This is a genomic window from Flavobacterium sp. A45 (genome assembly GCF_002001005.1).
In the GTDB taxonomy this organism is placed as follows: Bacteria; Bacteroidota; Bacteroidia; order Flavobacteriales; family Flavobacteriaceae; genus Flavobacterium.
The window spans coordinates 1-12,785 of record NZ_MUNX01000070.1; the positions used below are offsets into that span (position 1 = coordinate 1).

A 12,785-nucleotide genomic window follows, 5' to 3' on the forward strand; every position below is an offset into this window, starting at 1 on the left:
CATTTTAAATTGTATTTTTGAAAATACAATCTACTTTTTTAAAACGTTTGAATTTTTCAAACTCTAAAGCGTATACTTTTACTTTCACGAAAACGATACATCCTTTTTACAATTAATAAATCGATTTCGTCAAAAGCTATTCAAAAAATCAATCTCTAATTTATATTAAAAACAATGAAACATTTACTTTATACAGCCCTGTTCTGTTTGTTGGTTTTGCAATATGCTAATGCCCAACAGTTGAAATCCCCTAATGGAAAATTCACAATGGAGTTTACATTGCAAAAGGATGGAACTCCAAGTTATAGTTTAAACTACAAAGACAAAACTGTTATAAAGACAAGTAAATTAGGTCTTGAACTAAAAAACGATAAAAAATCGTTATTGAATGATTTTACGGTAATTGACAACAAAACTGCCACTTTTGATGAAACATGGAAGCCAGTTTGGGGTGAAGTTGAAAGCATCAGAAATCAATATAATGAATTGGCAATTACGCTAAATCAGAAAGAAACAGACAGACAAATCATCATTCGTTTTCGATTGTTTAATGATGGATTAGGTTTTAGATATGAATTTCCAACACAAAAAAACTTGGTTTATTTTGTCATAAAAGAAGAGAGAACTCAATTTGCCATGACTGGAGATCATACTGCTTTTTGGATTCCTGGAGATTATGACACACAAGAATATGATTATACTACTTCAAAATTATCTGAAATAAGAGGACTAACCGAAAAAGCAAAAACCGATAATTTATCGCAAACTTCCTTTTCACCAACTGGTGTACAAACTTCCCTTATGCTTAAAACTGCTGACGGATTGTACATCAATTTACACGAAGCTGCATTGATTAATTATTCTTGCATGCACTTGAATTTGGATGATAAAAATATGGTATTTGAATCTTGGTTAACTCCAGATGAAAAAGGAGCCAAAGGATATATTCAATCCCCGTCACATTCGCCTTGGCGTACTATTATTGTAAGTGATGATGCCAGAGAAATTTTAGCGTCAAAAATGACTCTAAACTTGAATGATCCTTGCAAAATAGAAGATACTTCATGGATTAAACCTGTTAAATATGTTGGTGTTTGGTGGGAAATGATTACTGGGAAAAGTTCATGGTCGTACACCGATGAATTTCCGTCTGTACAATTAGGCGTTACTGATTTTTCTAAAGCAAAACCAAATGCAACACATGGAGCAAATAATACCAATGTGAAAAAATATATTGATTTTGCTGCTGCCAATGGTTTTGGAGGTGTGTTGGTTGAAGGTTGGAATGAAGGTTGGGAGGATTGGTTTGGTCACTACAAAGACTATGTTTTTGATTTTGTAACACCTTACCCAGATTTTGATGTAAAAGGCTTGCATGAATATGCAAAATCAAAAGGTGTAAAAATGATTATGCACCATGAAACCTCTGGATCGGTTCGTAATTATGAGCGTCATATGGATAAAGCGTATCAATTTATGAAAGACAATGGGTATGATGCAGTAAAAAGTGGTTATGTGGGCGACATCATATCTAATGGCAATAATCATTACAACCAATTTATGATAAACCATTATCAGTATGCAATCGAAAAAGCTGCCGATTATAAAATTATGGTGAATGCGCATGAGGCAGTCCGCCCAACCGGTATTTGCAGAACGTATCCGAATTTAATCGGTAATGAAGCTGCCCGAGGAACAGAATATCAAGCTTTTGGTGGTTCAAAACCGAACCACGTAACATTATTGCCTTTTACTCGATTAATCGGTGGACCAATGGATTATACTCCTGGTATTTTCGAAATGGATTTAAGCAAATTTAGTCCTAACAATAAATCACACGTAAACAGTACCATTGCCAATCAATTGGCATTGTATGTAACACTTTACAGCCCGTTGCAAATGGCTGCCGATTTTCCTGAACACTACAATAAATTCCCGGATGCTTTTCAGTTTATCAAAGATGTGGCGATCGATTGGAGCGAAAGCAATTATCTGGAAGCAGAACCTGGTCAATATGTAACGGTTGCCCGAAAAGCAAAAGGAACTAATAACTGGTTTATTGGAAATGTTAATGGATATGAACCACGCACTTCGAACATCAGTTTTGCATTTTTAGAGAAAGGAAAAAAATACAATGCTACTATTTATGCTGATGCAAAAGACGCTGATTACAAAACAAATCCGCAGGCATATACTGTTCGAAAAATAGAGGTAACCAATAAATCAAAGCTTTCACAACTGAGTGCAGCAGGCGGTGGATACGCAATAAGTATTATTGAAAACAAAAAATAAAAGCCTCCACAACAGACTAAGAAGGACTTTCTAAACACAGATTCCACAGATTTCCACAAATTATTTTGTGTGAATCTGTGGAATTTTTGTTTTCTATTTATTTTTCTCCAAAAATCTTTATGTCATCAACCATAAAAGCTCCGTTTAAGGTTTTGTCTTTTCCAGAGCCAATGTATTTGAAAGCAATGTTAATATTTCCTGAATACGAAGACAAATCAATTCCTCCGGAACTGATAAATTCACGAGTAGGGGTCGACAAGGACGCAACTTTTCCCTCTAATTTTATCCATTTTGCCGTAGATATGTTAGAACCTTCAAAATTGGTGGAGACATACACTTCCAAAGTATTGAGAGAAGAATCGATTTTCAAGTCGTGTTGTGCGCTTCTAAAAGAGAATACTACATTTTTATAATCTTTCAAATCAATTTTAGGCGAAACCAGCCAGGCTACATTCTCTGCGGCCGTGGTACTTGTAGTATTGAACTCGGCATAGCCATTGCCTCCATAGACTATGCTTCTCCATAATTTAGAGGCCTTTTCGACAACATTGCTCCACCCGGGTAACGCAAAATTCACGTTGTTTTTAACCGACTGAAAATCTTCGGTGAAAAAGGGAACACTTCTGTTTCCGCTCATTGCAATGTCTTTTTCTGATCGGACCATCAATTGATAATCGGTTCCGAATTTTGTCAAGATTCCGCGGACAGTACCACTCCCTTCAGGCACTAGATGACCTGAAAAATCAGCATAACCGCTCGTCCTGAAAATAATTTGACTCCCTGCTTTGTCTCGCAGATTCCAATTTGTTGCACCTCCGACATCATTGGTTTCTTCATAATAATGTCTTCCTAGCGCAGCTTCGGTAAACTCAACATCTTTCAATTCAATTAATGTGTTTAGTTTTGCATCATCCAAAGCTTCCCCGACAGTAAGCTGTTTCACCAATTGGCTTTCATCGATTATTGTACAGGAAGCATTCAATACTTTTTTATAATCGTTTGGAGATATTCGGCCAACACCACCTTCGTTATAGGCATTGACATAAATATTCCCAATTCGCATTCCTCCATAATAAATATCAGTGTATTGGTCTTTCATTTTGATATAAACCTTATTGCCTAATCTGAAATCAACATAGGTATTTGAAGCATCCACTGGAACGCTAAAACCCATCGCTGGAGTTGTAGCTGTCGCCAAAGTTTGAAACGAAATGGTCTTAAAAAAATTTCCTTCCTCATCACTGGAAACCACATAAGCTTCGATAATATCATCATAAGTATATTGCGCAACAATGGAATTTGTAACAGCTCGAACTTCTTCAACGGTGCGGTTTACTTTAAAATCAGGCTGGTTGCAAGAGAGTTTTGGTACATCAAATTCCTCCTTGGCGCAGCTGCCAAAAGTGATTGTAATTGCTAAAAAAACAGTATAGAATTGCAGCTTCATATTCTTTTATTTTTAAAAATTTATAAATTGATGTACAGGTTTACAAAATACGTTCTCCCATAACCGTAAAAATATTTGTTGCCAAAATTGGGTGTTCCACTGGAAACATCCTGATTAAGCTGTCGAAAATTGGCATTTCTTGCCTGCTCATATCCTCCAGTTTTATACTTCAAATCCAAAACATTATTTACTGTTGCAAAAAGCCCGATGTTCTTCCCTTTTATTCTCCAAGATTTCCCTCCCGAAACGTTCAACAAAGTGAACGGCTCAAACTCTTCCTGTTTCAATAGCTCCCTCGCTCTTTCCTCCGAAGCTTCTGGAAAATTGAAACCGCTTTCGGGATTTTTATAAAAAGTTGCAGTTCTGGAAATAGGTGAAATATCTATAAAACTATTCGCCAGATAATTGATATTGGAACCAATCCACCAATATTTGGGATCTCTATATTCGATTCCCAAAGCAAATGCCTGCTGTGGCATTCCCGCCTGATGGTAATTTTTTAATGTAGCTGTTCCAAAGTCAAATACTGGTATTGGATTTTCGGCCGTGGCTTGTGCATCATTAGTTATCATAACATTTGGATTGCTGTCATACGTATATTGTCCATAAGCTCCAGAAAAACTAGCCATTATTGTTGCGGTTAATTGGTATTGTAAACTGAATTCGGCTCCTAAATTTTTCTTGTCCAAATGCGTTAATGTCTGGCTTACAAAAGCATCGGTATTGGCATATCCTGCTCCGTCATCAAATATCCCTTCGGCATAAAAGAAAGAAGTTTGGGTCATGTTTTTTATTTTGGCATAAAAAAGTGTGAGACGGGTTTGCCATTTTGGAGTCCGGTAAAAATAACTCGCATCCAAACTGCTTATATTTTCATTTTCGATACCATCAACAACTGAATTGTTTAAACGGGCATTTGGAAAGGTATTCCTGATCGTTGGCGCATTGGAAAGATACGCCCCGTTAAAATTAAACTGCTGTCTTCCAGAAATTTTGAAAAGCATACCGCCTTTAAAACCAAAATTCTCAAACTGTACTTTCTCACTTTTGCCAAAAGAATTGGCTGCATAAATTCCGTTTTGGTACAAACCTTCTCTTTGATAATTGGTGCTTGTGAAATTTTGTGCCAAATAAAAATCGACTTTATCATACGTGAATTTAAAATTGGTAAAAAGGTTTAAATTATTAGCCACATAATTAAAATTGTAACCATAAGTATCTCCCTCAACAACCTGCCTGTCTGGATTATTCAAATCTGATTGTGCCTGGCTGCCATTATAAAAAACATCGATATCATTAAAATATAATCCTCCCAAAAGATCTGTCAATTGCTGGTAATTGTGGGATTTTAAATGACTGTAAAAACCTCCGGCAGTCAAGTAAAGGTTATCGCTAATTTGGGTGTTATAGTTGGAAGTGGCTGTTATCGTTTGGTCGTCCGAATGATCTTCGTATAAAACATAACTGCTTTTGGTTGGAATATATCCTGTTATTTTTCCATTTCCATCCAAAACCGGGGATTGATTCGCATAATACAAAGCGTTCCAATCGATTTGATTATTGGCTAAAAACTGCTCTTTACTTTTCTCAGCATTCACATAATCGGGTGTGAATTCTCCCGAAAACTCTCCATTATCTGGCGCAAACATTGAACTGTAGTAGCTGGGCATTTTTCGGTAATAAGTCGGATCTGGACTATTAGCATTTTGAAAATCAATATTGCTGTTGGTTATTTTGCCAAATTGATAGGTCAAACTTGAATTCAGCGTTGTGTAATCGTTTAGGGTGAAAAAATGATTCAGCATCAGGATAGGTTCTTCAATGGTTTTAATTCTGGCATTTCGCTTTTTACCTTCATACCAACCCCAATACGAATTATATTTCTCACTTGTTAATTCGGTAACTTCAGCTGTATTTGGTGAATTTTTGGCTCGGGAATTGGGTGTGTAGAAACCTGAGAAATTCAAGGAATGCTGATCATTTATCTTCTTTTCCACACTAATAAAACCTGCTATTGCATTAAAATTTGTCCCTTCAAAATAGCCTTCCTCTGCCCAGCGTGTTCCAGCCGAAACCACAAATGCCCAGCCTTTATTATTCATTCCTGATGCATACGTTCCTGTCATTCGCCAAGAATAATTCGTATTAGTCCCCGAAAAGGAAAGTATAGTTCCCGGTCTGTAAATAGAAGCCCGGGTATTGATTTGCTGCGTACCCAAAATTCCTCCAAAAGCATAATCCGATGGGAAAGAACCAACAGTAAATTCCTGATTCCGAACTGCATTATTCAATCCGCTCCAATCGCCCCATTGCGGACGGCCGTCGTAGAGTTTGTTCATCGTAACGCCATTAATAGTTGTCGTGGCATATTGACTATCCAATCCCCGGATTCTAAAACGAGCTTGTCCCCAATTGAAAGCCGCAGCCTGCTGAAAAGCATCTTTGGAAGACTGCAAAAGCCCCGAAGAGCTTTCGGAACCGCTGTTGTCATCACTCAAATCACTTTCGAGAAGTGTGATTAAGCCCGTCTGCTGTTCCACCATTTGGCTATCTTCCATTGGAACAGTACCTAAATCAAGCATTTGATCTTTAGTAATTACAACTGAAAGCAGTATATCTTTAAAGCCTTGACTGTGCAAAAGCAGTAATTGACTGCCTAATGGAACAGCATAAAAACTGAAAATTCCATCGCCAGAAGTGAGCTGCATCAATTGAGTATTTTCGAGGGTAACAACTACATTCTCTAATGGTTTTTGAGTTTTAGAGTCAATGATTTTTCCTTTAATGCCTGTTGGTTTTTGGGCTAAAGCAAAAGTTATTTTCCATAAAAAAAGTATTCCTAACAAAAATTTCTTCATACTTATTTTGTAAACTAATGGAATAGGTCATGACAAAGCACAACAAATCCAAAGATTAAATTCGTTTAAAAAAGGATAAAAAAGTTTTTGAAAAAAAATAAAGGCGAAGACCGAAATCTACTGTGGTATTTTGAATATCAATCGAATAAAAAAACTTCCGATTGAAACCGAAATACAAACATAGGAAAAAAACTATTTAAAAAAAGAAGTAAATACTTGTTTTTTTTGATTATTCAGTAATTGCTTTAATGCGTCCCACCATAAAAGCGATGAGAACACCAAAAATTCCAATAAAAGCAAAGGAAAACCTCAAACTAAACAATTCGGCAATATATCCAATAACAGGTGGCCCCATCAAAAAACCAAGAAAACTGACGCTCGAAACAGCTGTCAAAGCCTCGCCGGTGGGGATTGTTGGATGTTTTCCGGCAATACTGTACAAAGTAGGAACTATTGTTGAAACCCCTAGACCTATAACCATAAAAGCTATTGTGGAAGGTATTATATAAGGAAAAATAACAGCGGTGAAGAAACCAGATGAAATCATAATCCCGCTGATTTGCATTACTTTTTTCCGCCCATATATATTGATTAACTTATCACCAAAAAAACGGCCGCTTGCCATCATAATCATAAACGAAGTGTAACCCAAAATTATTAAAGCACCGGGAGCTTTGACAATATCTTTAAAGAATACTCCACTCCAATCAAACATGATTCCTTCGCTAGCCATACTGCAAAAACCAATAACTCCAAGTAAAACTAAAGTTTGATCTGGCTTACTGAATCCTTTTTTCTTCTCAGGTTTAACGGTTTCTTTGGCCTTAATTAAGAATTTGAAATTTAATGCAATCAGCAAAAAAGCAAGAAAAGCAACAACCAGAAAATGTGTATATGTGCTAAGTTCTAAAGCTAACATTCCCAAACCTACTAATGCACCTGTAAATCCTGCTAAACTCCACATTCCGTGAAACGAGGACATAATGGTTCTTTTAAAAAGTCCTTCGGTATAAACGCCTTGAGTGTTAACAGAGATATTAGTCAGATTGCCGAATATTCCAAAAACATATAATCCAAGAGCCAATTGCCATGCATTTTGAGCCAGACCCAAATTAGTCAGACTCACTGCATACATCAGTATAGCAAAAGGCAAAATACGATGACTTCCAAAACGGGTGACTAATTTACCCGAAAAATACATCATCGTTAACTGACCAACAGGCAAAGCAAAAAGTATAGTACCTAATTGACCGTCACTTAAACTTAATGCCGATTTTATAGTTGGAATACGGCTTGCCCAAGTTGCAAAACACAATCCCATAGCAAAATAAAACATAGAAACCGCCAAACGAATCCTAAGTAAATAGGAAGCTTTCGCATCGCGATAATTTTTCTTGTATTTGCCTTTGGCTTTATACCAGCCTATAAAATTGAAGTACTGCAAACTCTTTCTGTTTAAAATTGAATGTGCAAAATTACGAAATCAATGTATTCTTCTTAACCATTTTTTTTAAACTGCTATAATACAACGTTATTGTTTATAAGTTTAAAGTCCGATGATTATTTTTGGAGCAGAAATATTAAGCCTTTTCAGCAGGAATGAGTCCCGCTATCCGTTACAATCTTTGTAGGCTGAACCCCAGCCCACAAAGGATTTTCACTGCTATCGGGGCTAAAAGGAGAGATTTAGCCTTTTTGCCATTATTCAAAAAAAAAAGCATCAATTAATCTTAAATTTATAACTGGATTACTTTTTTCTGCTCGTTACTTTGAATCGCGGCTTCAATAATCTGCATGACATGAGTACCCTCCTGCGCCGTTACAGGCTCAGGCAAATCATTGACAATAGACTGATAAACACTATCAAAATAATCATAATAATCCCCCTGCAGTGTTGGAACTTTCTCCTTAATTATTTCACCATCAATCTCGGTGTGCAATAACCCTTCTTGACCTGGAGCTTCAGTACCCCAAGAAGTCAGGTTTGGTTTTTTGCCTAATTTCAATTCGTCTTCCTGAACATCACCGCGAGATTTCATGAAAGATCCTTTTTTCCCGTGAATAACATACGCCGGATTGGCTTCTCTAACAAAAAAACTGGCTTTTAACCGCACTCTAAAATCGGGATAATACAGTAAAATATCAATCCAGTCATCTACCAAAGAATGCTCACGCGTTACTCTAATATCGGCAAAAACACTTTGGGGAAACCCAAATAAATACAACGTCTGATCAATTATATGAGGACCCAAATCCTTTAGAATCCCAGCACCGGAATTGACTGTTTCTTTATGGCCTTTTGGACTCAAAATTGGATTGTAGCGGTCAAAATGAAACTCGGCTTCCACCAATTCTCCCAATGTTTTCTCAGCCAATACTTTTCGTACTGTTTTAAGGTCACTATCCCATCTTCGGTTTTGAAATACCGAAAGCTTCAGTCCTTTTTCTTTAGCCAGACTCGTTAATTCCTGAGCTTCGGCAACAGTAGTTGTAAACGCTTTTTCTACCACAGCGTGCTTTCCGGCAAGCAACACCTGCTTTGCGTATTCAAAATGAGTTCCTACTGGCGTATTTACAATTATCAAATCAGCATCGCTTTGAAGCACTTCTTCCAGAGTGGCAAAACTTTTTACATTTGGATAATCCAATTGAATCAGCTGTTTGCTTCTTTCCCAAGAACCAAGCAATTCAAATCCTTCATGAAAATCCAAAAAAGGAGCGTGGAAAACTTTTCCGGACATTCCGTATGATAATAGTGCCGTTTTTATTTTTTGCATATTGTGTGTTTTAAAAAGACTAACACGAATTAACACAAATTATGATGCCAAAATTTTTCAAATAATTCGTGGAAATTCGTGCAATTCGTGTTTATATTTTTGCTCGTTCGTATTGTTTCGGCCATTGAACATCAACCCCTAATTCCTGAGCAAAATCCAAACCTAAATTTGGATTCCTCAACGACTCTCTGGCAAACAAAACTAAATCAGCCTTTCCATTTGCTACAATAGCTTCAGCTTGCTGGGAAGTAGTAATCAAACCAACGGCTCCAGTCAAAATTCCAGTTTCCTTTTTTATTTTTTCGGCAAAATGAACCTGATAATTTGGTCCCAAAGGAATTTGTTGATGAGATACCAATCCACCTGAAGAAACATCAATTAAGTCAACTCCTTTCTCTTTTAGAATTTTAGAAAGTTGCACTGATTCATCGGCATTCCAACCTCCATCAGCCCAATCAGTAGCAGAGATTCTCACCAATAACGGAAGCTCTTTAGGCCATTCTGATTGCACAGCTTTTAGCACTTCCAGAAGCAAACGGATTCGGTTTTCGAAAGACCCCCCATATTCATCTGTTCTTGAATTACTCAAAGGCGACAAAAATTGGTGCAGTAAATAACCGTGTGCGCCGTGAATTTCCATTACCTGATATCCTGCAAGAACTGCTCTTCGGGTCGCTAGTTTGAAATCGGTGATTACTTTTTGAATACCTTCTGCATCCAATGCTGTAGGAGACTGTTCATTATCGTGATAGCCAATGGCACTTGGCGCAACAGTTTCCCATCCACCTTGATTCTGAGCCAGTTTTTTATTCCCATACCAAGGTGACGAAACACTGGCTTTTCGGCCGGCGTGCGCCAATTGTATTCCAGGAACCGAACCCTGACTGCTGATAAACTTGGTTATAGACTGCAGTTTTGTGATGTGTTCATCACTCCACAAACCCAAATCAGCTGGAGAAATTCTTCCTTCAGGAGAAACGGCTGTTGCTTCCTGAATGATTAAGCCTGCTCCTCCCGTGGCACGGCTGCCAAGATGTACTAAGTGCCAGTCATTGGCAAACCCCTCTTCGGCCGAATATTGGCACATTGGGGAAATTGCAATTCTGTTTTTGAACGTGATGTTTTTTATCTGTAGTGGAGAAAATAATTGTGAAGACATAAGTGCAAGTATGTTTATGTTTTAAACCAAATAGCATTAAAACAAGATTTTTATGTAGTAAAGTTATTGCACTAACTTTAAAATAAAAATGAAAAATGCATTAATTAACAAACATTTAAAACGATCCAAAAAAATATAGCGTAAATAATAAAATAGAAAATAGTACTTTTGTCCGTCATTAAAGAACCGAAAATTAAAAAATGGAAATAGTTATCAAGCTTTCTCAATTTTTATTGAGCTTATCATTACTTATTATACTTCACGAATTAGGGCATTTCATTCCTGCAAAATTATTCAAAACTAGAGTCGAGAAATTTTATTTATTTTTTGACGTAAAATATTCTCTTCTAAAAAAGAAAATTGGCGAAACTGAATACGGTATTGGCTGGTTACCACTTGGAGGTTATGTGAAAATTTCCGGTATGATTGACGAGAGTATGGACAAGGAACAAATGGCTTTACCCCCGCAACCTTGGGAATTTCGTTCTAAACCAGCTTGGCAACGTTTGATTATTATGCTGGGCGGTGTAACGGTGAACTTTATACTTGCTTTCATTATCTATATTGGTATGGCTTATGCTTATGGAGATTCCTATATTTCAAATGCCGATATGAAAGATGGTCTTTTGATCGAAAACCAAGCGATGATTAATGCCGGATTTAAATCTGGGGATAAAATTGTAGCAGTTGATGGTGAAAAAATTATCCGTTTTGACAAGGAGATTAATGGTAAAGTTATCGTAGCCAAAGAAGTAGTGATTAACAGAAATGGTGCTGAACAAACTATAAAAATGCCACATGATTTTGTGGACCAATTATCTAAAGTGGAGAAAGAGCCTTTAGCTACTATTCGAATTCCATTTGTTATTGGTAACATCGCCGATGAATCCTTAAACCAAAATCTTAAGGCAAAAGATATTCTTTTATCCCTAAATGGTCAGACTACAAAATACCTTGACCAAGCCAAAGTAATTTTAGAAAACAACAAAAACAAAACAGTTTCAGCAGTAGTTTTAAGAAATCAAAAACAGACAACTCTTAACCTTAAAGTAAATAAAGAAGGTAAACTGGGTGTTCAGCTTGGCGGTTTAGGCCTTGACTCTTTAGAGAAACTTGGCTATTATAAAATAACGCATCAAAAATACAGTTTCCTTGAATCGATTCCTTTTGGAATTGAAAAAGGAAAAGATCAATTGGTTGGATATGGTAAACAATTAAAAATGATTTTCAATCCTGAAACCAAAGCGTACAAACAAGTAGGTGGTTTCCATGCCATTTATAATATTTTTCCAAGTTCTTGGAGCTGGGAAGTTTTTTGGAGCATCACAGCGATTTTATCAATTATGCTTGGAGTAATGAATTTATTGCCTATTCCGGCACTCGATGGCGGTCATGTAATGTTTTTATTATTTGAAATTGTCAGCGGAAAAAAACCAAGCGACAAATTCTTAGAGAATGCTCAAATGGTTGGTTTCGTATTGCTTATCAGTCTGTTACTTTTTGCTAATGGAAACGATATTTATAAAGCGATTGTAGGCAAATAAAAAAGAATGTTATTTTTGCTTTTTTTGTTTGCTACATTTAAATTTAATCCTATATTTGCACTCGCTAAAAAGAGCAACAACTTCCTCCTTAGCTCAGTTGGTTAGAGCATCTGACTGTTAATCAGAGGGTCCTTGGTTCGAGCCCAAGAGGGGGAGCAAACTTTTTTTAGCAAACATACATACCTTTAAGGTGATTCCTCCTTAGCTCAGTTGGTTAGAGCATCTGACTGTTAATCAGAGGGTCCTTGGTTCGAGCCCAAGAGGGGGAGCTTAATAAAAAGACTATCAGCAATGATGGTCTTTTTTTTTTGCAACAAAGTCAAGTAAACTCAATACTTTGAGAGGTGTCCGTTAGGTAAAGTAAAAAGGATCAGGTGCAAAAGTTGGGGATTAAGCAACAATTCAACGAGTATTTAGGATATTCAACGAAAATAGTATTCAATCCGTTTCTTTCAAAGTATATTTGACTACCATAATTTTAGTAGGTTAAGTTTATGGTAGATTTGGGGCAAAAAGGGCGAAAGTAACATTTCGCCTTTTTTATTGGAACAAATGAAGTTAATCTGGTTCTAGTCAAAAGGAGAATCTTTTCAAAAGCGCTACACCTCAGTCCATCTATTTCATTCTATTGGGTTGTTAATTATTACCTTTACTTTTTATCACGCCAATTAAATCAATACCTCAAATTGATTTTTCCTCAAATCCTTT

At 36.6% G+C, this 12,785-nt stretch carries 7 protein-coding genes and 2 tRNA genes; 4 read left to right on the top strand and 5 right to left on the bottom strand.

All coding sequences use genetic code 11. The features are described from left to right. The first annotated feature begins 174 nt into the window (after positions 1-174). Positions 175-2,292, top strand: coding sequence for a glycoside hydrolase family 97 protein (locus B0E44_RS07255; RefSeq protein WP_077372273.1), 2,118 nt, complete (start codon positions 175-177; stop codon positions 2,290-2,292). Between the two features lie 97 nt (positions 2,293-2,389). On the opposite strand, the gene B0E44_RS07260 is transcribed toward B0E44_RS07255, so the two are convergent. The 5 genes from B0E44_RS07260 to B0E44_RS07280 form a co-directional block, all read right to left on the bottom strand. Beyond that, a complete protein-coding gene (locus tag B0E44_RS07260; protein ID WP_077372276.1) occupies positions 2,390-3,739 on the bottom strand; it encodes a DUF5689 domain-containing protein in 1,350 nt (449 codons plus the stop codon). A 20-nt stretch (positions 3,740-3,759) separates the two neighbouring features. Next, positions 3,760-6,597 carry a TonB-dependent receptor gene (locus B0E44_RS07265; RefSeq protein ID WP_077372279.1) on the bottom strand — a complete coding sequence of 946 codons (2,838 nt, stop codon included), beginning with the start codon at positions 6,595-6,597 and terminating at the stop codon, positions 3,760-3,762. 229 nt (positions 6,598-6,826) lie between these two features. Next, on the bottom strand, positions 6,827-8,041 hold the full coding sequence (locus tag B0E44_RS07270) for an MFS transporter (RefSeq protein WP_124019301.1): 1,215 nt from the start codon (positions 8,039-8,041) through the stop codon (positions 6,827-6,829). A gap of 292 nt (positions 8,042-8,333) precedes the next feature. Then, on the bottom strand, positions 8,334-9,374 hold the full coding sequence (locus B0E44_RS07275; protein WP_077372285.1) for a Gfo/Idh/MocA family oxidoreductase: 1,041 nt from the start codon (positions 9,372-9,374) through the stop codon (positions 8,334-8,336). A 91-nt stretch (positions 9,375-9,465) separates the two neighbouring features. Next, a complete protein-coding gene (locus tag B0E44_RS07280; RefSeq protein WP_077372288.1) occupies positions 9,466-10,533 on the bottom strand; it encodes an NADH:flavin oxidoreductase/NADH oxidase in 1,068 nt (355 codons plus the stop codon). A 200-nt stretch (positions 10,534-10,733) separates the two neighbouring features. On the opposite strand from B0E44_RS07280, the gene rseP reads away from it, so the two are divergent. The 3 genes from rseP (at position 10,734) to B0E44_RS07295 (ending at position 12,346) form a co-directional block, all read left to right on the top strand. Then, entirely contained in the window at positions 10,734-12,077 is a 1,344-nt protein-coding gene (rseP, locus tag B0E44_RS07285; protein WP_077372291.1) for an RIP metalloprotease RseP, read from the top strand. Between the two features lie 82 nt (positions 12,078-12,159). After that, positions 12,160-12,233, top strand: a tRNA-Asn gene (locus B0E44_RS07290). 39 nt (positions 12,234-12,272) lie between these two features. Then, positions 12,273-12,346 (top strand) — tRNA-Asn (locus tag B0E44_RS07295). Positions 12,347-12,785 lie beyond the last annotated feature (439 nt).

What these genes read in the sequence shown, in the direction of transcription:
- B0E44_RS07255 (WP_077372273.1), top strand. Translation starts at nt 175, where the DNA reads ATGAAACATTTACTTTATACAGCCCTGTTCTGTTTGTTGGTTTTGCAA.
- B0E44_RS07260 (WP_077372276.1), bottom strand. Translation starts at nt 3,739, where the DNA reads ATGAAGCTGCAATTCTATACTGTTTTTTTAGCAATTACAATCACTTTT.
- B0E44_RS07265 (WP_077372279.1), bottom strand. Translation starts at nt 6,597, where the DNA reads ATGAAGAAATTTTTGTTAGGAATACTTTTTTTATGGAAAATAACTTTT.
- B0E44_RS07275 (WP_077372285.1), bottom strand. Translation starts at nt 9,374, where the DNA reads ATGCAAAAAATAAAAACGGCACTATTATCATACGGAATGTCCGGAAAA.
- B0E44_RS07280 (WP_077372288.1), bottom strand. Translation starts at nt 10,533, where the DNA reads ATGTCTTCACAATTATTTTCTCCACTACAGATAAAAAACATCACGTTC.
- rseP (WP_077372291.1), top strand. Translation starts at nt 10,734, where the DNA reads ATGGAAATAGTTATCAAGCTTTCTCAATTTTTATTGAGCTTATCATTA.